20 protein-coding genes are annotated in these 18,009 nt (G+C 70.8%); 6 read left to right on the top strand and 14 right to left on the bottom strand.

Annotation, left to right across the window (positions count from 1 at the left end):
* Positions 1-54: 54 nt before the first annotated feature.
* Positions 55-834, bottom strand: a complete 780-nt coding sequence (locus tag GA0115254_RS30440; protein ID WP_093898489.1) for a DUF3558 family protein — start codon at positions 832-834, stop codon at positions 55-57.
* 191 nt (positions 835-1,025) lie between these two features.
* Positions 1,026-1,943 carry a hypothetical protein gene (locus tag GA0115254_RS30435; protein WP_093898488.1) on the bottom strand — a complete coding sequence of 306 codons (918 nt, stop codon included), beginning with the start codon at positions 1,941-1,943 and terminating at the stop codon, positions 1,026-1,028.
* Between the two features lie 170 nt (positions 1,944-2,113).
* Here GA0115254_RS30435 and GA0115254_RS30430 point away from each other — a divergent pair, with 170 nt between their 5' ends.
* The gene (locus tag GA0115254_RS30430) at positions 2,114-3,307 is read left to right on the top strand and encodes an RtcB family protein (RefSeq protein ID WP_093898487.1); all 1,194 of its coding nucleotides are present in this window, start codon (positions 2,114-2,116) and stop codon (positions 3,305-3,307) included.
* A gap of 170 nt (positions 3,308-3,477) precedes the next feature.
* On the opposite strand, the gene GA0115254_RS30425 is transcribed toward GA0115254_RS30430, so the two are convergent.
* Genes GA0115254_RS30425 through GA0115254_RS44800 form a run of 3 tightly spaced genes read right to left on the bottom strand, consistent with a single transcriptional unit; the run spans position 3,478 to position 4,789 of the window.
* Entirely contained in the window at positions 3,478-4,236 is a 759-nt protein-coding gene (locus GA0115254_RS30425; protein WP_093898486.1) for an SDR family NAD(P)-dependent oxidoreductase, read from the bottom strand.
* A gap of 54 nt (positions 4,237-4,290) precedes the next feature.
* Positions 4,291-4,626: a YnfA family protein gene (locus GA0115254_RS30420; RefSeq protein ID WP_093898485.1), complete on the bottom strand. Its 336-nt coding sequence runs from the start codon at positions 4,624-4,626 to the stop codon at positions 4,291-4,293.
* A gap of 4 nt (positions 4,627-4,630) precedes the next feature.
* Entirely contained in the window at positions 4,631-4,789 is a 159-nt protein-coding gene (locus tag GA0115254_RS44800) for an aromatic-ring hydroxylase C-terminal domain-containing protein (RefSeq protein WP_176740360.1), read from the bottom strand.
* Here GA0115254_RS44800 and GA0115254_RS30415 point away from each other — a divergent pair.
* Positions 4,788-5,294, top strand: a complete 507-nt coding sequence (locus GA0115254_RS30415) for a MarR family winged helix-turn-helix transcriptional regulator (protein WP_093898484.1) — start codon at positions 4,788-4,790, stop codon at positions 5,292-5,294. The genes GA0115254_RS44800 and GA0115254_RS30415 overlap by 2 nt on opposite strands.
* On the opposite strand, the gene GA0115254_RS30410 is transcribed toward GA0115254_RS30415, so the two are convergent.
* Positions 5,268-6,062: a Mut7-C RNAse domain-containing protein gene (locus GA0115254_RS30410; protein WP_093898483.1), complete on the bottom strand. Its 795-nt coding sequence runs from the start codon at positions 6,060-6,062 to the stop codon at positions 5,268-5,270. The two genes, GA0115254_RS30415 and GA0115254_RS30410, sit on opposite strands and share 27 nt — an antisense overlap.
* 62 nt (positions 6,063-6,124) lie before the next feature.
* A complete protein-coding gene (locus tag GA0115254_RS30405; RefSeq protein WP_093898482.1) occupies positions 6,125-6,967 on the bottom strand; it encodes an NAD(P)H-binding protein in 843 nt (280 codons plus the stop codon).
* A gap of 283 nt (positions 6,968-7,250) precedes the next feature.
* On the opposite strand from GA0115254_RS30405, the gene GA0115254_RS30400 reads away from it, so the two are divergent.
* Complete coding sequence (locus tag GA0115254_RS30400; protein WP_093898481.1) at positions 7,251-7,688, top strand: GNAT family N-acetyltransferase; 438 nt, start codon at positions 7,251-7,253, stop codon at positions 7,686-7,688.
* Between the two features lie 27 nt (positions 7,689-7,715).
* On the opposite strand, the gene GA0115254_RS30395 is transcribed toward GA0115254_RS30400, so the two are convergent.
* Together GA0115254_RS30395 and GA0115254_RS30390 are read right to left on the bottom strand one after the other, a co-directional pair.
* On the bottom strand, positions 7,716-8,288 hold the full coding sequence (locus tag GA0115254_RS30395) for a GNAT family N-acetyltransferase (protein ID WP_093898525.1): 573 nt from the start codon (positions 8,286-8,288) through the stop codon (positions 7,716-7,718).
* A gap of 70 nt (positions 8,289-8,358) precedes the next feature.
* Positions 8,359-9,171 (bottom strand): helix-turn-helix domain-containing protein, encoded by an 813-nt coding sequence (locus GA0115254_RS30390; protein ID WP_176740359.1) that lies wholly within the window; start codon positions 9,169-9,171, stop codon positions 8,359-8,361.
* Between the two features lie 88 nt (positions 9,172-9,259).
* On the opposite strand from GA0115254_RS30390, the gene GA0115254_RS30385 reads away from it, so the two are divergent.
* Positions 9,260-9,832, top strand: a complete 573-nt coding sequence (locus GA0115254_RS30385; protein WP_093898479.1) for a TIGR03086 family metal-binding protein — start codon at positions 9,260-9,262, stop codon at positions 9,830-9,832.
* On the opposite strand, the gene GA0115254_RS30380 is transcribed toward GA0115254_RS30385, so the two are convergent.
* From GA0115254_RS30380 to GA0115254_RS30355, 5 genes are all read right to left on the bottom strand, one after another.
* Positions 9,765-10,082, bottom strand: coding sequence for a hypothetical protein (locus GA0115254_RS30380; RefSeq protein ID WP_093898524.1), 318 nt, complete (start codon positions 10,080-10,082; stop codon positions 9,765-9,767). The two genes, GA0115254_RS30385 and GA0115254_RS30380, sit on opposite strands and share 68 nt — an antisense overlap.
* 126 nt (positions 10,083-10,208) lie before the next feature.
* Positions 10,209-11,369 carry a hypothetical protein gene (locus tag GA0115254_RS30375; RefSeq protein ID WP_093898478.1) on the bottom strand — a complete coding sequence of 387 codons (1,161 nt, stop codon included), beginning with the start codon at positions 11,367-11,369 and terminating at the stop codon, positions 10,209-10,211.
* Positions 11,370-11,962: 593 nt separating this feature from the next.
* The gene (locus GA0115254_RS30365) at positions 11,963-12,856 is read right to left on the bottom strand and encodes a universal stress protein (RefSeq protein WP_093898476.1); all 894 of its coding nucleotides are present in this window, start codon (positions 12,854-12,856) and stop codon (positions 11,963-11,965) included.
* An 84-nt stretch (positions 12,857-12,940) separates the two neighbouring features.
* Complete coding sequence (locus tag GA0115254_RS30360; protein ID WP_093898475.1) at positions 12,941-13,942, bottom strand: Acg family FMN-binding oxidoreductase; 1,002 nt, start codon at positions 13,940-13,942, stop codon at positions 12,941-12,943.
* A 169-nt stretch (positions 13,943-14,111) separates the two neighbouring features.
* Positions 14,112-14,573, bottom strand: coding sequence for a cyclic nucleotide-binding domain-containing protein (locus GA0115254_RS30355; protein ID WP_093898474.1), 462 nt, complete (start codon positions 14,571-14,573; stop codon positions 14,112-14,114).
* Positions 14,574-14,773: 200 nt separating this feature from the next.
* Here GA0115254_RS30355 and GA0115254_RS30350 point away from each other — a divergent pair, with 200 nt between their 5' ends.
* Entirely contained in the window at positions 14,774-15,535 is a 762-nt protein-coding gene (locus GA0115254_RS30350) for an HAD family hydrolase (RefSeq protein ID WP_093898473.1), read from the top strand.
* Positions 15,535-17,979: a glycoside hydrolase family 65 protein gene (locus tag GA0115254_RS30345; protein ID WP_093898472.1), complete on the top strand. Its 2,445-nt coding sequence runs from the start codon at positions 15,535-15,537 to the stop codon at positions 17,977-17,979. The genes GA0115254_RS30350 and GA0115254_RS30345 overlap by 1 nt, the downstream gene beginning before the upstream one ends.
* The last annotated feature ends 30 nt before the right edge of the window (positions 17,980-18,009 follow it).

The following is an 18,009-nucleotide window of genomic DNA, read 5'->3' as shown; positions in this document are numbered from 1 at the left end:
GCTTCGTAGAACTGCCTCTGGGCAGGGGCGTTGGGGCAGGCCCCGCCGCGTCGGCTAGCTCGTCTTCTTTTCCGTGGCCTTCTCGCTGGGCTTGGCCGACCCGCTCGGCGCGTCCGACTTCGTGTCGGCGGCGGCTACCGAGGCCACTGCCTCCTTGGCCGCCTTCTCGGCACCCTTCAGGATGTCGTCGGCGGAGGGAGCCTTCGCGCCCGCGTAACCCGCACCGTTGTAGGTGAGGGTGACGACGACGTTCCCCGTACGGGCCACGACCGTTGCGTACTTGAAGTCCTCGCTCGTCTTGGTGAGGTCATACGTGATCTTGGTGGCCTGCTCGCCGATGCCGGAGACGGGCGCCTCGGCGATCTTCTTCGCCCCCTCGGCCGCCTTGGCCTTGGCGACCTGCTTCGCGTAGTCCTGCTGCGCGCGCTCGGCGCCGCTGCCCAGGGCCTGGTCCGAGTCGAAGCGGGTGAAGCCGACGTCGAGCCAGCGGTACTGGGAACCCTTCACGCCGTTGTCGTCGAGGCCGTTCCAGGAGCAGCCCGCGCGGTACGCGGTGTCGCTGGAGCCGGCAGCCGTGCCGCCCTTGGACTTCGCCTTGGGGACCAGGGAGGTGACCGTCTTCGTGCTGATCGACTTGCACGGGTCGGGCAGCGCGGCGAACTTCGCCGGCTCGACGCTCGCTTCCGACTTCTTCGTGCTCGGCGCGGCGGACGACGAGGACGAACCCGAGTCCTTCTTGTCGCCGGAGTCCGACGAGCAGCCGGCGACGACGAGCATCACCGGAACGGTGGCGCAGGCGAGTATGCGGGAGAGTCGCGGGGCTGAACGGTGCATGGTTCCTTCACTCGGGTGGCGCGGCGGGCGGGCTGCCAGGGGGTCGGCGCGGGCGGTCGGGCGTCGGCGGTCGGCGGGTGGTTCGGCGGGTGTTCCGGAGGGCCACGGTACGACGGACGGCGACCGGATGCCGCTTCGGCCGGGTACTCGGCGGGCGTGGGCGACATCGGTCCGGGGTGCCGCGGGCGGGGCTATTCGCTGAACTGGTCGACCAGCTTCCGGGCCAGCGACTGGGCCTTGTCCTGCAGTTCCTTGCTGTCGGGGAGCACGGTGGAGACGGTCGGCTGCTCGGTGTACTCGACGGTCACGATGACGTTCGATGTGCGGAATACCACGCTCACCGTGCGGTTCTTTGCGGTGGAACCTGCCCGAGTGAGCAGATCATCCAGAAATGCACTGTCTCCGAGGTCGTCGAGGGTGCGTGGCAGAAGGCTCTCGTCGGCGCTGCCTGCGCTGCCTGCGCTGCCTGCGCTGCCTGCGCTGCCTGCGCTGCCTGCGCTGCCGTCCGTGCCGCCGTCGGTGTCGCTGCCCGCGCTGCCGTTCTCGCCTGCGGGCTCGCCCGCGTTCTTGTCTTCGGAGGCCGGGCCGGACAGGGCGTGCGAGGCGGAGTCCGACGCGGAGTCCGGCGAGGGGGATGTCTGCTTCTCCGCGTCCTTCGTGCTGCTGGGTGTGGCGGAGGGCGAGGACAGACCGGCGGCGGTCTCCTTCTTCGTGTACACCTCGCGGGCGCGGTCGTCGTCGCTCACCGAGGGGTCGTAGGACACGACACGCTCGAAGTCGATGAAGAGGGTGCGTGAGGAGTCGGGGGCCTCGGACTTCCAGTGGCAGCCGACCCTGCGGTCGGTGTTGTAGGTGACGGTGGCCGTGCCCTCGTACACCTTCTTCTGCTGTTCCTCGGGGAGTTCGGCGGCGCCCGGGAGCAGGTCCTTCAGCGCGGACGTCGCAACGGCGCGGCAAGGGTCCGGGAGGGTGCGGTACTTGCCCGGGGCCGCTGCGGCGACGGTCGCCTCGCCGGGCTTGCTGTCGGGGGCGGAGCTACCCGTTCCGGTGCTGGCACTGCAGCCGACGACAAGCGTTGCCAGTAGCGCGGTGCCGGGTACGTACGCCATTCGTCGCACGGTCCTGGGCTCCCTTCGTGCGAAAAACGGTTGCCGCTCGATGGCGACCGGTGGACACAATGTGTATCGCACGCGCCGCTGTGAATGCCGGTCGGCCGACTCATTTGCCGACCTTGGCACCGGTTTTGCGCTTTCAGGCTTTTCGGGGGAATCGAGGAACTATGTCGTATGTAGAGGTGCCGGGCGCGAAGGTCCCCATCCGCATGTGGGCCGACCCGGCCTCGGTCGAGGACGTCGCGATGCAGCAGCTGCGCAACGTGGCCACCCTGCCCTGGATCAAGGGTCTTGCCGTCATGCCGGACGTCCACTTCGGCAAGGGGGCGACGGTCGGTTCGGTGATCGCGATGCACGGTGCGGTCTGTCCGGCGGCGGTCGGTGTGGACATCGGCTGCGGAATGTCCGCGGTGAAGACGTCCCTGACGGCCAATGACCTGCCGGGCGACCTGTCCCGGCTGCGGTCGAAGATCGAGCAGGCGATTCCGGTGGGCCGCGGCATGCATGACGAGGCCGTGGAGCCGGACCGGCTGTACGGCCTCCGGGCGCCGGGCTGGGACGACTTCTGGGGGCGGTTCGACGGGGTTGCCGATGCGGTCAAGTTCCGTCAGGAACGTGCCACGAAGCAGATGGGAACGCTCGGTTCGGGCAACCACTTCATCGAGTTCTGCCTCGACGAGTCGGATTCGGTCTGGCTGATGCTGCACTCCGGATCGCGGAACATCGGCAAGGAATTGGCCGACTTCCACATCGGGCAGGCGCAGAAGCTGCCGCACAACCAGGACCTGATCGACCGCGACCTGGCCGTGTTCATCGCCGACACCCCGCAGATGGCGGCGTACCGGAACGACCTGTTCTGGGCGCAGGAGTACGCGAAGCACAACCGCGCCATCATGATGGCGCTCTTTCAGAACGTGGTCCGCAAGGAGTTCAAGAAGGCCAAGGTCACCTTCGATCCGGTCATCTCCTGCCACCACAACTATGTGGCGGAGGAGCGGTATGAGGGCATGGACCTGCTGGTCACGCGGAAGGGGGCGATCCGTGCGGGTTCCGGGGACTTCGGGATCATCCCGGGCTCGATGGGCACCGGCTCGTACATCGTGAAGGGCCTAGGGAACGAGAAGTCCTTCAACTCGGCCTCGCACGGCGCCGGCCGGAAGATGAGCCGGAACGCCGCGAAGCGGCGCTTCTCGACGCGGGACCTGGAGGATCAGACGCGGGGCGTGGAGTGCCGCAAGGACTCCGGCGTCGTGGATGAGATTCCGGCCGCGTACAAGCCGATCGAGAAGGTCATCGAGCAGCAGCGGGACCTGGTGGAGGTCGTCGCCAAGCTCAAGCAGGTTGTGTGTGTGAAGGGCTGAGGCCTTTTGCGCGCGATTGAACGGAGGGCCTTCGGACGGAAGGACCTCTGAGCGGAGGAGCCCCGGACGCGGGTGGTGTGTCCGGGGCTTCTTCCGGTCTCCGGGCTCTTTCGGGTCTTCGCCGGGCCCGGGCGGTGCGGGTCAGGGTGGTACGGGCCGGCGGTGCGGGGTCAGGTGGTGCGGTGGACCTTGGCGTTGGAGGCCTGGGCGCGGGGGCGGACCACCAGGAGGTCGATGTTGACGTGGCTGGGGCGGGTGACGGCCCAGGTGATGGTGTCGGCCACGTCGTCGGCGGTGAGGGGGGCCTCGACGCCCGCGTACACCTTTGCCGCCTTCTCGGTGTCACCGCGGAAGCGGGTCGTGGCGAACTCCTCAGTCTTGACCATGCCGGGGGCGACCTCGATGACGCGGACCGGGGTGCCGACGATCTCCAGGCGGAGAGTCTCGGCCAGGACGTGTTCGCCGTGCTTGGCGGCCACGTAGCCGCCGCCGCCCTCGTAGGTGGCGAGGCCTGCGGTGGAGGAGAGGATCACGACCGTGCCGTCCCCGCTCTCGGTGAGGGCGGGGAGCAGGGCCTGGGTGACGTTGAGCGTGCCGATGACGTTCGTCTCGTACATCTGGCGCCAGTCGGCGGGGTCGCCGGTGGCGACGGGGTCGGCGCCGAGTGCGCCGCCCGCGTTGTTGACGAGGACGGCGAGGCTGCGGAACGCCGTGGCGAACTCGTCCACCGCATTGCGGTCGGTGACATCCAGGGCGTAGGCCGTTGCCTGGTGGCCCGCCTCGTTGATCTCGGCGGCGAGCGCCTCGATGCGGTCCTTGCGACGGGCGGTCAGGACCACGCGGTAGCCGGCGGCGGCCAGCTGTCGGGCGGTTGCGGCGCCGATGCCGCTGCTCGCTCCGGTGATGACGGCGATCGGGACGGCGGCCATGGCGGACTCCTCGGGCAGCTGATCGGTACGGGGCCAGGATAGGCAGGTGCGCGGTCAGTGGTTGCGCGGGGCGTACATGATCACGGCCATGCCGGCCAGACAGATCAGCGCGCCGATCACGTCCCAGCGGTCGGGGCGGTAGCCGTCGGCGACCATGCCCCAGGCGATCGAGCCCGCGACGAAGACACCGCCGTACGCGGCGAGGATGCGGCCGAACTCGCCGTCCGGCTGGAGCGTGGCGACGAATCCGTAGGCACCCAGCGCGATGACGCCCGCGCCGATCCAGATCCAGCCCCGGTGCTCACGCAGGCCCTGCCAGACGAGCCAGGCGCCGCCGATCTCGAAGAGTGCGGCGATGACGAACAGAGCGACGGAGCGGGCGACGACCATGGAGTCAGCGTGTCATGGACGTGTACTCGTCGGTGAGTGCGGCCTGCAGGGCCGCCGGGTCGGCGTGGTCGCTCGCCCAGGCGATGCAGCCGTCGGGGCGGACGAGTAAAGCGGCCGTAACGGGGCCGCGAGGGCTGCTGTCTGCTTCGTACACTCTCTGCATGCCGCAGAAGTCCCGGGCCCGCCGCAGTGCGCTGATGGCCGAGCTGACCGTCGAGTCGCGCCGCTACATGGCCGCGTACGCCCTCTTCAACCAGGCCGTCGCGGACCATCTGCGGCTCCACCCGACCGATCTGCAGTGTCTCAATCTGCTGAGCCTGGAGACGGTGCCGGTCACCACGGGCCGCATCGCGGAGCTGACCGGGCTCACCACGGGGTCGGCGACCCGGCTGGTCGACCGGCTGGAGCGGGGCGGCTATGTGACGCGCGAGCGGGACACGGCCGACCGGCGGCGGGTGCTCGTCACGACCGTCCCGGAGCGGATGGCGGAGATCGGCGCGGTGTGGGAGCGGCTGAACGGGGCATGGGCGGCGATGTTCGAGGCGTACGACGATGATGAAGTGGCTCTGCTCATTGCCCATATGCGGCGGACGGTCGAGCTGAGTGCACTGCAGGTCACGGCGTTGCGGGAGGGGGCCCCGTCAGTCCCCGGCCCCGGACGGGCTTGACGGCGCCCGGTCGCGGTCGCTCTCCTCGGTGTCGTCCGGGGGAGCGGGTGCGAAGTCGTCGAGCGCCTTCGTGACGATCGCGTCGAGGCGGGAGTGGTGGGCACCCCGCCAGTAGACGCGGTCGCACTCCGTGCACTGCGCGAAGACGTCGTACGAGCGCCGGGTGCCATGCTCCAGATGGTCGCTGACGGAGTCCTTGTCGGCCGCCTTCAGCGGGCCGTTGCAGGCGGTGCATCTGGTCCAGGGGGCCAGATGCGGCGAGAACCGCTCCAGCACGTCGTGCAGTTGGTCCTCCGGCCGGTCGCTGTAGACGTACGCCCCGGCCCAGATCTCCCGCCGGTGCAGAAGCCCGCGGTCCCGGGAGAGCAGTACGCGGCGTTCGTCCGCCGACCGGGTGGCCAGCGCGGCATCACCGATGTCCTCGCTCTCGTACGCCGCGTCGACACCCAGCAGTCGAAGCCGCCGGGCGAGCGTGCCGAGGTGGACGTCGAGCAGGAACCGCAGGGGTGCGCCCGGGACGCGCTGGGGGCGTTCCACGGCGCGCACCTCGACCAGCTCGCCCGCCCCCGGGATGTGCGAGGCGGGTACGGGGCGGCCGTCGACCAGGAGCTGTCCGGCCTCGGTGAGCGGGATGCCGAGCGATTCCACGACATGGCCGAGGGTGGAGGAGCCGTCGGTGGTCACGGCAGAGCGTCCCCTGCGGCGTTCATGGGCGACGAAGAGCCGCAGCTCGGGGTCGACTTCGAGGTGGATCTCCGGTCCGTTCACCTCGTCAGGATGTCATCGCGCGGGGTGCGTCAGCCAGGGGTTTCGGCGTCGGCGTGCGGGGCTCAGGGGCGGAAGGCGGCCGCGTGTTCCTCGGCCCACGTGGCGAAGGTGCGGGCCGGGTGGCCGGTCAGCTTCTCCGTGTCGCCGGTCACCTCGGCCGGTGAGCCGTCCATGGCGGCCGAGTGGGCGAGCAGCGCGTCGGCGATCGGCTCGGGAACGAAGGGGGCCACGGATTTCTTCCAGGCCTCCCCGGTCACGGTGTCGACGGTGATGGGGCGCCCGGCTGCCGCCGCCAGCAGGCCGACCTGTTCGGCGGCGGTGAGCGATTCGGGGCCGGTCAGGTGGTACGCCGCGCCCTGCAGCCGAGGGTCGGTGAGAACGGCGAGGGCGGCCTCGGCGATGTCCGTCCCATGGATCGGGCTGGTGTGGCTGCGGGGGTGGGGAAGCGCGACGGAGCCGTGGGTTCGTACCGACTCCGCCCACTGGTACGCGTTGCTCGCGAAGGCGCCGGGGCGGAGCAGCGTCGTGGTGAGGGGTGAGGCCAGCAGCGCCTGTTCCACCGCGTGGTGGGAGGCGGCGATCGGGTTGCCGGGGGCATTCGGGCCGAGGACCGAGCTGGAGGACAGCAGCACGATGTGGCCGACGCCGGCGGTCTCGGCCGCGCAGAGGAAGGCGTCGATGCCGGACGCCTCGGCGTAGAGGAAGACGGAGTCGACCCCGTCGAGAGCGGTCGCGAAGGTGGTGGGATCACCGAGATCGCAGGCCACGATCGGTACGTCGACGGGCAGGGTGGTGAGCGTCTCGGGGTTGCGCGAGGCGGCACGTACGGCGTGGCCGGCCCGGTGCAGGAGTGAGACGAGCGCGGAGCCGATACGGCCTCGGCATCCGGTGACGAGAGTGAGCATGGCGGTGGAGTCCTCTCTGACCATTTTATCTGTGAGGAACATAAGCTGCGTGACGCAGATAAATATCCTGAAGGAGGGCCCGCCCGTCAAACGGTTTCGGGCGGGCCCGGGGCAGGGCTCCGGGAGGGCGGTGCGTGGCGGCTGCGGCACGACGCGGTAGTGCGTGGTGATCCGCCCGCCCGCGCCCCTGTCGTCCTCGTCCAGGACGTGGAAGGCGAAAAGACCCGGGCGGGCCCGGGAGGAAGCGGATGGGGCCGGGCGGCCCGGCGCCTACAGTTCCCGCATGAAGATCCTCGACCTCGAACCCGGCGATGCCCGACTGGCCGCCGACCTGCTTCCCGTCCTGCGCGAACTCCGCCCGCACCTCACCGAGGACCTCTTCCGTGAGGTGTACGAGAAGGGGCACGCACAGGGGCTGAGGTTCAGCGCCGCCTACGACGACGAGGGCGCCTGTGTGGGTGCGGCCGGCTGGCGCATCGTCGACAACACCAGTCAGATCCGGATGCTGTACGTGGACGACCTGGTCACCGCCGAAGGCGCCCGTTCCACCGGCGTCGGCCGTCGGCTCCTCGGGCATCTCGAAGGGCGGGCCAGGGCGGCCGGCTGTCTGCACCTCAACCTGGACTCGGGCACGCAGCGCACCGACGCCCACCGCTTCTATCTGCGGGAGCGGCTGAGCATCGTCGCGTTCAACTTCGACAAGGTCCTTGATCTGGACTGAGATCGAGGGCCCGGCGTGGGCCGAGGTTCAGCGTCCCGCGTCCGGGGAGTCCGGGGAGTCCGGGGAGTCCGGGGCATCCGGGGAGAGGTCCAGCTGCCAGTCGTTCGTCAGCAGCACATTGCCGGGCGGGTACTCGAAGTCGCACGTGCCGATCAGGGTGAAGCCCGCCTTGCGGCACACCGCGTTCGACGCACCGTTGTCGACGGACGGATAGGCGTGCAGATAGCGGTGCTTGTGCTCGGCGCGGGCCTGTTCGGCGACGGCCGTCGTCGCGGCCGTCGCGATGCCCAGGCCCTGGTGTCCGGGGAGGACGGCCCACCCCGTCTCGTACACCTCCCGGCCCTGCCAGGTCCGCTCCCAGAAGCCGATCGTGCCCACGGCCTCGTCCCCGTCGGACAGGGCGATGCGGAACATCCTGCCTCCGCCCGTCCGGTCCGCGCTCATCGCCACGTAGCGCTCGTGACGCGCTATGAGCTGCTCCTCCGTCTCGGGGCCGCCCAGATGGTCCATCAGCTCCGGTGCGTTGGCACGGCGGAGCAGCTCCAGGTCGGCGTCCGACCAGGGCTCGATCCGTACGGATGGCGAAGTGGTGCGTTCCATGCCGAAACTGTAGGACGCGGCACTGACAGCCGGACGGGGCTCGGGCAATCAGAGGGGGTCCCTCCGGCCGTCAGTGCGGGGCGAACGTCGTCGGCGGGACACCGACCGTGGCCGTGAAGTCCCTGATCAGGTGGGCCTGGTCGCTGTAACCGAGCTCCGCGGCGAGTGCCGCCCAGTCCACCTCCGGGTCCGACTCGGCCCGTTCCAGCGCCTCGTGGATGCGGTAGCGGAGGATGACCCACTTGGGGCCGACGCCGACGTACGCGGCGAAGAGCCGCTGGAGCGAGCGCGGCGACAGCCCTTCGATGCGGGCGAGCTCGTCGACGCGACGCACCGTGCGATCAGTACGGACCAGGTCGACCAGGGCCATGGCACGTTCGGCCTGCGGGTCCGGTTCCGGGCCGAGCGCCAGCAGATACGCGTCGAGCGCCGCCACCCGCGCGTCCTCGTCCGCCGGGTCCAGCACGGCCGACGGCGGGGCGGGCGGGGCGAACACCTCGTCCGCGGGGAGCCGCCGCCCCGTCCACCGGGACACCGGCCGGTCCGGTGCGAACGGGCGGAAGCCACCGGGCCGGAACTGCACCCCGCAGACCCGTCCCCGGCCCTCCAGCTTCTTCGTGAAGAGCTCCGGACCGATGCCCGAGATCTCCGCGAACCCGGCGCCGTGGTCTTCTTCGGTCCCGTACCGCTGGAAGACCAGATTCACGGACGGGTGCGGCACCAGATGGGAGGCGTACGGCTGCGGCAGATCCCAGTCGATGAGCCAGTAGTGTTCCAGGTACGGCCACAGTGCGGGGGCCGGCTCGCGGCGGCGGAAACGTACCTGCGCGAAGAGTTCGGGGGCGTCGACGATGCCCCGGGTGTCGCGTCGAGGACCTGCCATGGCCGCGATCCTACGATGCGCGGAACTCCGTGTGGGTGGTGTCGCGTTTCTTCAAGCGCCGGGCAGCTCCGGCATGCAGGGTCGAAGCATGAAGAGGATCAGCGAGTTGCTGGAAGCGGCCGCCGGGCGGGCCGTCCCCGTGCTGCACGGGATCGACGACAACAGCCTGGGAGACCCCACGCCGTGCGCGGAGTACGACGTGCGGGCCCTGATCAGCCATCTCTTCCAGGTGGTCGTCAACTTCCAGGCTCTGGCGGCCAGGGAGCAGGCCGACTTCGGCGAGGTTCCGGACGCCGTCACGGGGGACTGGCGGGCCCGCTTCGGCGAGGAGACGGCGAAGCTGGTGGCGGCCTGGGCCGTACCCGGCGCCGACGAGGGGACCGCGGGGTCCATGGGTCTCCCGGCCAGGACCGTCGGGAACATGGTGCTGGGCGATCTGACCGTTCATGCCTGGGACCTGGCCCGTGCCACCGGCCAGGAGTTCGTTCCGGACGAGTCCGTGCTGAGCGAGATCGGTCCCGGGCTGGCCGCGATGGCGCCGATGGCCCGGGAGGCGAAGGTGTTCGGCGAGCTCCGTCCGGTACGGGACGGAGCTAGCCCCTTCGAACAGGTGCTGGCGCTGACCGGCCGGGATCCGGGCTGGCGGCCTCCCGGCGCGTGACGCCGGGGGCCGGAGGGTGTGTGTCCGGCGACCCCGGGCTGTCGTAGAGGCCGCCCAGCCTCGTGCAGGCGCCGTCGACGATGTCCTCGGCTTCCATCAGCATCGCGCGCTCGGCCAGCCGCGCCGCCTGATGCGTGTACGGGGACGGCGGCGCGGGGTGCCGACGCCGCCACCAGCTCTCGCACGCCGCGTAGATACCGCCGGCGAAGACCAGCACGGGGATGGACAGGGCCAGCAGAGTGTCGTCCATGACGGGCCTCCTCACGGCGTGGAGCAACGTGGATGTCTTCTGCATCGGCAGGATCGACAGGTCAGCTGAAGATCATTCTTCGGCCAATGAATGGCCGAATGCGGGTGATTGGAGCCGGGGGCCGGCTTACCGGCTCCACACATGCACGGCGTCGCCCGCCTCCGACACCGTGTACCAGGTGCCGTCGCCGAGGGCCGTGACTCCGCCCGATATCGGGAAGGGGTACGTGATCCGCGCGGTCACCCGCATCTGCGCGGCGTCCGTGCGCACCAGCCAGTGGCGCTCCTCGCCGTACTCCTCGTCCCTCTCCGACGTACCGGCGATGACGGTCTCCTCGTCGAGGAAGCCGCACTCGTAGTCCCAGAGCGTCTCGTCGGCGTCCCTGTCCTCGGGATCGGCCTCGGGGTGGCGGGGAATGGCGTTCTCGGTGTCGAGTTCGGACAGTACGGACCCGTCGTCGATCCGGTGCACGCCGAGTGTCTCCTCGTAATGAGTCACCGTCAGGAAGCGCTCGCCCGAAGGGCTCACCGCCATCAGGACCCGCTCGTCGTCGCAGAACCGCTCGACGGAGAGCTTCTCGCCGTCCCACCGGCCCCACAGCATCGGTACCCCGTCCTGGCCCTCGCCGACACTCAGCCCCATCCGGGAGGGGTCCGGGTGCGGGACATGGTCCGAGCCCGCGGCGACGGTCTCCGCGTCCGCCCGGCCGAGCACCCGCCCGTCGGCGGCGTCGATGACCAGCCACTCGTCCAGCGCCTCCGGGTCGGGTCCGGCCGCCGTGACGGGGCCGCGGATGTGGGCCCACACCCGTGTCCCGTCCGCCGAGAACACGGCCGAGCCGCTGTCCGCGTACAGATGCGAACGGTCGGTCGCGTACTCCTCGTACGTCGTGTGGAGCGTGCGGCAACTGCCGTCCCAGCAGCCGTGCCGGACCTCCCAGCGCACTGCGCCCGTCGGGTCCACCGCGCGCAGTGCGTGCACCCCGGCGAAGACCGCGAGATCACCGCTCGGCGCCACCGTGCAGGTACCGAAGCGGCGGGGCCAGGGCGCGGGGAAGCGGACCGCCGGGGCGCCCTCGGTGTCCGGGTCGACGGTGACCAACTCGGTGTCGCTGCGCTGGAGGAGCAGACGCCGGCCGGGGGCGGGCTGCTCGTCGCCGGACGCGGGCCGCAGGTCCTCCTGATGCGCGGGCCACCGCAGGAGGTGCGGGGCGTCCGCAGCGTCCTGCTTGCGGTCCAGCGGTGCGGCGAGCGTGGTGACAAGACGTGCGGCGGCAGCGTTGGCCATGGGTCGGCCCTCCCCCTCGTACATGAGTCCATCGACTCGTACATGAGTGCATCGGTACGAGGAGAACCGTACGGCCGGGGACCGACAGCCGCTCGCGCCCGCGGGGTCCTTCGCACGCCCCGGACCCACGGCGTGCCCGAACTCCTCGACTGCTCAAGTGTTCGACGTAGTATCCGGCTTGTGGACCGTGACGATGAGCCAGTCTTCATACGGAGCAGGTGGGGGACGAGTCGCTACGTCTACAACCCCCGGAACCCCGTCGGCCTCGCACTGATCCTGATCAGCCTGCTCTTCGCCGTGGTGATGCTGATCCTCATGCAGGAGCGCGTGGGCCCCTTCGCGCCCCCGAACCCACGCCGTGGAGCACCGTGCCGGCGTACGAGCCCTGGCCGGCTTCGACGTACGTCCCTGACACCTACCCCACGCCGAGCGCGGAGGAGCCGAGCACGGACGACCCGTCGGGGCCGTGAACCGGCGGGTGCGGCCGGGCGGCGGTTGCTTCGGGTGCTTCGATCGGTGTCGGTGTCCCCGCTGCCGGCTCCGGCGGCTGCTGACCGCAGCGCTTCCCCGGCCGGCGTCAGGTCCGGTACGTCTCAGGCTCGGGACGAAAGGTACGCATCGGGGACGACGGCGACCGGGCAGGGCGCGTAGTGCAGCATCGCGTGGTTCACCGGGCCCAGATGGAATCCGTGCCATCCACCGGTCCGCCGGGCGCCGACGACCAGCAGTTCGGCACCTGAGGCGGCTTCGATCAGTTCCTGGTGCGCCGGGCCCTGCACCACCGACCTGTGGATGGTGACGTCGGGGGAACCGGTCCGGTCCAGCGCCGCCAGTACCTCTTCGAGGTGTTCCTCGGCCTGTTGGCGGCGTGCGGAGGCCGGGGAGCCCGCGCGGAGCGGATGGGTCATGGCCTCGTGGGCGGGGGAGCGCCAGGCCCTTACGGCGATCAGCTCGCCGTGGCGCGCCGCCGCCTCGTCGAGTGCGAAGGCGGCGGCTGCCGAGGGTCCTGAGGCGCTGCCGATCCCGACGACGACGCGGCCGGTCTGCGGCGGGGTGCTCGGCGCCGTTGCCTGGACCACCACGACCGGGCAGTGGGACCGGCTTGCGAGCGCGAGGCTGACGGACCCCAGGAGCATCCCGGCGATCCGGCCCCGGCCGCGGGAGCCGAGGACGACCAGGGCTGCCTCGTGGCTCTCCCTGACAAGCGTGGCCACCGGGTCCTCGGGCTCCACGGACGTCACCACGTGCACCTCCGGGCCGAGCCGTTGCGCGCGTTCCTGGGCGTCGGCGACGAGACGCTCCGCGAGAACCTGTTCGGTGGGGCGCTCGGTGTCGGAGGGGGAGTGCGTGCCTTCGTAGCGCTCCCACAGCGACGCGTGGACGATACGCAGAGGGCGCCCCGAACGTGCGGCTTCCGCCGCTGCCCAGTCCAGGGCGCGGAGGCTGCCCTCCGATCCGTCCACACCGACGACTACGGGGAGCCGCATCGCTCCCACCGCCTTTCGTACTCGGTTCACCTCGGGCTCGGGCGAACTGCTCGGGCGCATGTCCGGGCGTGAGCCCGGATGTTCCTACGGTTCGATCGTCAGCACCTGGTCCAGGGGGCGGCGTGGTGTACGCGGCCCGCTCGGCCCGTACCCCAGGCGGATGATCATCTGCGCGTGTCCCGTGCCGTAGACCGGGTCGCGCAGGAGCCACCGCAGGTCCGGCCATTCGAGGGGCTGGGTCGCGAACGAGGTGGACACCTGGTGGAGCGTGGCGGTGAGCAGTACGCGCTCCAGGGCCTGTCCTGCGCTCAGCCAGTCCGTGGGGTGATCGCCCGGGGTGCTCAGCAGGGCCAGTTGAGGTCGGTTCTCGAACCGGACGCGTGCCCGGCCCGGGAGGACGCCGGTTCCCGCGAAGTCGCGGGTGGTCGCGCGTTCGGAGGCGTCGCGGGGGCCGAAGGCGTAGTCGGGGATTCCGTCCACGGGCGCCTCGGTCTTCGTGTTCCGGGTCCAGTGCTCCTGCTCCGCCTCCCGTGCCGGGTCCCCGCGGTCGTATCCCTCGGCGTCCCGGATCAGTTCGAGCACGGTCTCCAGATGGATCGGGGCCAGGAACGCGAAGTCCGCGCCCTCGATACGGGCCGCGTCGGCGAACTGCGCACGGATGTCCTCGGGGATCGTCTGTTCGTCGAACGGATAGCGGCTGGTGTGCCGGTCCCGGATCGCGGGGTGGAGCGCGGCAAGCGCTTCATCGGCGGGCTCCTGCGGAGCGTCGGGGCGGACGCCGAGACGGACGGCGGCCAGTACGGCAGGGTCCGACGGTTCGGGCAGCAGTGCGGTGACCGCGTTCAGGCCGTGATGGGCGGCGGACACCCGCAGGTTCAGCAGCGCCGCGCCGCAGCCCACGTGCAGTGCACGGGTGTCGGGGTCGGCCTCCGGCATCGCGCGGTCGAGGTCCGCCCGGAGAGTGAGGGTCCGGCCGGCGCGTGTGTAGCGGAACTGCCAGGGCTGGGCGTTGTGCATGGACGGGGCGGCGGTGGCATCGGCGACGAGGCCGACCAGCGTCGCGTCGTCGAGAGTCTGGCTGGGCATCGGAACTCCCGGAGATCGGGAACGGTCGATGGTCTCTTCAGCATGGAACAGATATCGGCCGGGCGGTATGGGCCTTTCGTCCCTCGGGCGCGCCGCGGAGGGTCCCGCCGCGGAGGGTCCCGCGCCCGGACGGTCCCGCACCCCGGAAGGTCCCACGCCCCGGAACGTTTCAGTCCTCAAGGGACGCACCCCGGGGGCCGTACAGCTGCAGCAGCCTTTTCCGTGTTCCGTACAGGCGCTCCGCCACCGTCTCCGCGACGTACTTGTACACCGCCCGGCCCAGCTTCGCGTCGGCCTCGCACAACGAGCGGACGGCGGCCGCATCGAATTCCACGGCCTTTCCCGCCCGGATCACGTGTGCACCCATGTGCCACACGTGCGGTGTGAACAGCCAGGACCAGCCCAGCAGATCGTCCTGGCCCAGCGTCTCGATGACCGCCGCACGACGGCCGGGCACACGGATGTCGACCTCGACCTGTCCGGAGCGGATGATCCAGAAGTGGTCGGCCCGTCTGCCTTCTTCGAAGAGGCGTTCGTCGAGGGCCAGAGGCACTTCGCGGGCCGCCTCGTCGAGCAGGCGTGTCCGGCCGTCGGGCGGGATCGCGTCGAGCAGACTCCTGGTCGTTGACATGGAATCCTCCGTCCGTGGCGAGTCCCCGGAGGGCTGCGGGCGGCGGCCGCGCGGGCCCGGCCGCGACTGCCCGTTGTGAACGATATGCGCGATTTCAGGGGGACGCTCGGCCGCGATGCCGTACGGAGTCCACGACGCGCCCGTGCGCCGGAACCGTGGTGCCATGAAGAGGAGCCCCTGACGAAGGGACCGCCCAGGTCATGGCAGCCGCACCGTCCCTGGCACCGTGCCTGCGCTCCGTGCGGGCCGTGGTCTTCGACACCGACGGAGTGATCACCGACTCCGCCCGGAGACACGCCGCAGCCTGGAAGAAGGCGTTCGACGCCTGTCTGTCGGCCGTCGGGGGGCAGCGGCCGTTCGACGCCGCCGACGACTATCTGCGCCACGTCGACGGCCGGTCGCGGAGGGACGGTGCGGCGGCCTTCCTGGCATCGAGGGGACTGGACCTTCCCGAAGGCAGCCCCGACGACCCACCGGGAATCGCGACGGTATGGGCGATCGCCGCCCGCAAGGACGAGCTGTTCACGCAGAGTCTGCGCACCGACCCGGTCGACGTCTGGCCCGGCACGGTCCGTCTCCTCGGCGTGCTCCGCCGTGAGCGGGTGCCCTGTGCCGCCGTCTCCGCGTCCCGGCACGCGACGGAACTGCTGGCGCGGGCCGGTCTCATCGACCGGTTCGACGCAGTGGTCGACGGGAACGAGGCGCGCCGGCTGCGGCTGCCCGGGAAACCGGACCCCTCGCTCTTCGCCGAAGCGGCGAGGCGTCTTGGGACCCCGGCCCGGGACACCGCCGTGGTGGAGGACGCGCTGGCCGGGGTCGAGGCCGGGCGACGCGGCGGCTTCGGACTCGTGGTCGGCGTGGACCGTGCAGGCACCCCCGCCGGCGCCGCCGAGCTGCGCCGCCACGGTGCCGACATCGTGGTGCCCGACCCGGGGGACCTGCTGACGGCCGGGGACGACTGATGGCGCGGGCCTGGACCTGGTCGTACGAGGGGTACGAGCCGCAGGAGGAACGGCTGCGCGAGGCGCTGTGCACGCTCGGCAACGGATACTTCGCCACGCGCGGAGCCGCGCCCGAGACGTCCGAGGGCCCCTCGCACTACCCCGGCACCTATGCGGCGGGCTGCTACAACCGGCTGGCCTCCTCGGTCCGGGGCCGCCGGGTGGAGAACGAGGACCTGGTCAACCTGCCGAACTGGCTGCCGCTGCGCTACCGCATCCACCCCGCCGGTACCGCCCCGGGACCGTGGCTCCGCCCGGATCACGAGCACCTCGTGGAACACCACCAGTCACTCGATCTGCGCGGGGGCACGCTGACCCGCCGGTCCGTCTACGAGGACGGGGCGGGCCGGCGGCTGCATGTGGAGCAGTGCCGCCTGGTGCACATGGGTGATCCGCATCTCGCCGCCCTGCACACGGTGTTCCGGGCGGAGGGATGGGCGGGCGCGATCGAGGTGGAGGCGGGGATCGACGGCGATGTCCGCAACTCCGGTGTCGCGCGGTACCGGGATCTGTCGAACCGGCACCTGACCGGCTGGGTCACCGCGACGGAGGAGGACGGTGCGGTGTCGCTGAGGTGCCGCACGGTGGAGTCGGACATCGGTATCGCGCTGGCGGCCCGCACGCGGGCCGGGTGCGGCGGCGAAGGGAAGGAACAGCGGGTCGGCCCGGGTTCCCGGCACACGGCGAAGGCGGTCTTCCAACGGCTGAAGCTCCCGTTGAGCCCGGACTCCGACGCCGTCGTCGACAAGACGGTGGCGCTGTACACCTCGCGCGACCTCGCGATCGGCAGCCCCCTGCGGGCAGCCGTGGCCGAGGTCCGAAGAGCCCCGGACTTCCCGCATCTGCTCTCCTCGCACCAGCGGGCCTGGGCCGATCTGTGGCAGCAGGTCCGGCTGGAGGTCCCGGGCGAAGCGGGCCGCATCCTCCGGCTGCATCTCTTCCACGTACTGCAGACGCTCTCCCCGCACACCGCCGGACTCGATGTGGGGGTACCGGCGAGAGGACTGCACGGCGAGGCGTACCGCGGCCATGTCTTCTGGGACGAGCTGTTCGTACTGCCGTTCCTGAATCTGCATCTCCCGGAAGTCTCCCGAGGACTTCTCGACTACCGCCACCGGCGGCTGCCCGCAGCCTGCCGAGCGGCGAGCGAGGCGGGCAGGGCCGGGGCGATGTACCCCTGGCAGAGCGCCGACAACGGACGCGAGGAGACCCAGGAACTCCACCTCAACCCGCACTCGGGGCGCTGGCTGCCCGACCGCTCCCGGCTGCAGCATCATGTCGGCTCGGCCGTCGCATACAACGTCTGGCAGTACTGCCAGGCCACCGGGGACACGGAGTACCTGCACTCCAAGGGCGCGGACATGCTGCTGCAGATCGCCAGGTTCTGGGCGGACAGTGCCGAATGGGACGCGTCCCTGGCCCGGTATCGCATCCGCGGTGTCGTCGGACCCGACGAGTACCACGACGCCTATCCGGGAACCGGGACGGCAGGCCTCGACGACAACGCGTACACGAACGTGACAGCGGCCTGGGTCCTGTCACGTTCGACGGAGCTGTACCGCGCCCTGTCCGGGACACGACGCCGCCGGCTCCTCGACCGGATCCGGCTCGATCCGGATGAACCGGAACGCTGGGAGGACATCTCCCACCGGCTGCATGTGCCGTATCACCGGGGTGTCATCAGCCAGTTCGCCGGTTACGGGGAGCTGGCCGAGCTCGACTGGGAGGGGTACCGGAAGCGGTACGGGGACATCCGGAGGCTGGATCGGATCCTGGAGGCGGAGGGCGACACCGCCAACCGCTACCAGGCGTCCAAACAGGCCGATGTGCTGATGCTCGGCTACCTCTTCTCGCCGGAGGAACTTGCCGGCCTCTTCCGGCAGCTCGGGCATGTGCTGGACGACGACACCTGGCGCGCCACCGTCGACTACTACCTCGCCCGTACGAGCCACGGCTCCACACTCAGCTCCCTGGTCCATGCCTGGGTGCTGGCGCGCGTACGCCGCGAGGCGGCGTGGAAGTACTGCGAGGAGGCGCTGACCGGGGACGTGGCCGACATCCAGGGCGGTACCACCGAGGAGGGCATCCATCTGGGGGCGATGGCGGGCACCCTCGACTTCGTACAGCGCGGGATGACGGGGCTGGAGACCCGCGACGACGCACTGTGGCTCGCGCCGGCCACGTTGCCCCAGCTCTCGAAACTCGGGATGCGCATCAGATTCCGCCGGCACTGGGACGTGGACCTGCGCATCCGTGCCCAGCGCCTACGGATCGCCGTGCCGGACTCGCACCACCCGGCCGTCCGGGTCGTCCTCGGAGGCCATACCCATGTGATCACGCCCGGTACGGCCCGATGGCTCGATCTGCCCCCGGCCGGGCACGGCGCTGCCCCGCCCGGCCACTGACCGTCCGGGCCACGGAGAGGATGCGGTCCG

Source organism: Streptomyces sp. Ncost-T10-10d (genome assembly GCF_900091955.1).
Classification (GTDB): Bacteria; Actinomycetota; Actinomycetes; order Streptomycetales; family Streptomycetaceae; genus Streptomyces.
The sequence above is the reverse complement of the archived record's forward strand: the minus strand, read 5'-3'. Positions and strand labels throughout refer to the sequence as shown.

Bases quoted from the DNA above. Each gene is read 5' to 3' on its own strand.
- GA0115254_RS30440 (WP_093898489.1), bottom strand. From the start codon at position 834: ATGCACCGTTCAGCCCCGCGACTCTCCCGCATACTCGCCTGCGCCACC.
- GA0115254_RS30435 (WP_093898488.1), bottom strand. From the start codon at position 1,943: ATGGCGTACGTACCCGGCACCGCGCTACTGGCAACGCTTGTCGTCGGC.
- GA0115254_RS30430 (WP_093898487.1), top strand. From the start codon at position 2,114: ATGTCGTATGTAGAGGTGCCGGGCGCGAAGGTCCCCATCCGCATGTGG.
- GA0115254_RS30425 (WP_093898486.1), bottom strand. From the start codon at position 4,236: ATGGCCGCCGTCCCGATCGCCGTCATCACCGGAGCGAGCAGCGGCATC.
- GA0115254_RS30420 (WP_093898485.1), bottom strand. From the start codon at position 4,626: ATGGTCGTCGCCCGCTCCGTCGCTCTGTTCGTCATCGCCGCACTCTTC.
- GA0115254_RS30415 (WP_093898484.1), top strand. From the start codon at position 4,788: ATGCCGCAGAAGTCCCGGGCCCGCCGCAGTGCGCTGATGGCCGAGCTG.
- GA0115254_RS44800 (WP_176740360.1), bottom strand. From the start codon at position 4,789: ATGCAGAGAGTGTACGAAGCAGACAGCAGCCCTCGCGGCCCCGTTACG.
- GA0115254_RS30405 (WP_093898482.1), bottom strand. From the start codon at position 6,967: ATGCTCACTCTCGTCACCGGATGCCGAGGCCGTATCGGCTCCGCGCTC.
- GA0115254_RS30400 (WP_093898481.1), top strand. From the start codon at position 7,251: ATGAAGATCCTCGACCTCGAACCCGGCGATGCCCGACTGGCCGCCGAC.
- GA0115254_RS30395 (WP_093898525.1), bottom strand. From the start codon at position 8,288: ATGGAACGCACCACTTCGCCATCCGTACGGATCGAGCCCTGGTCGGAC.
- GA0115254_RS30390 (WP_176740359.1), bottom strand. From the start codon at position 9,171: ATGGCAGGTCCTCGACGCGACACCCGGGGCATCGTCGACGCCCCCGAA.
- GA0115254_RS30385 (WP_093898479.1), top strand. From the start codon at position 9,260: ATGAAGAGGATCAGCGAGTTGCTGGAAGCGGCCGCCGGGCGGGCCGTC.
- GA0115254_RS30380 (WP_093898524.1), bottom strand. From the start codon at position 10,082: ATGGACGACACTCTGCTGGCCCTGTCCATCCCCGTGCTGGTCTTCGCC.
- GA0115254_RS30375 (WP_093898478.1), bottom strand. From the start codon at position 11,369: ATGGCCAACGCTGCCGCCGCACGTCTTGTCACCACGCTCGCCGCACCG.
- GA0115254_RS30365 (WP_093898476.1), bottom strand. From the start codon at position 12,856: ATGCGGCTCCCCGTAGTCGTCGGTGTGGACGGATCGGAGGGCAGCCTC.
- GA0115254_RS30360 (WP_093898475.1), bottom strand. From the start codon at position 13,942: ATGCCCAGCCAGACTCTCGACGACGCGACGCTGGTCGGCCTCGTCGCC.
- GA0115254_RS30355 (WP_093898474.1), bottom strand. From the start codon at position 14,573: ATGTCAACGACCAGGAGTCTGCTCGACGCGATCCCGCCCGACGGCCGG.
- GA0115254_RS30350 (WP_093898473.1), top strand. From the start codon at position 14,774: ATGGCAGCCGCACCGTCCCTGGCACCGTGCCTGCGCTCCGTGCGGGCC.
- GA0115254_RS30345 (WP_093898472.1), top strand. From the start codon at position 15,535: ATGGCGCGGGCCTGGACCTGGTCGTACGAGGGGTACGAGCCGCAGGAG.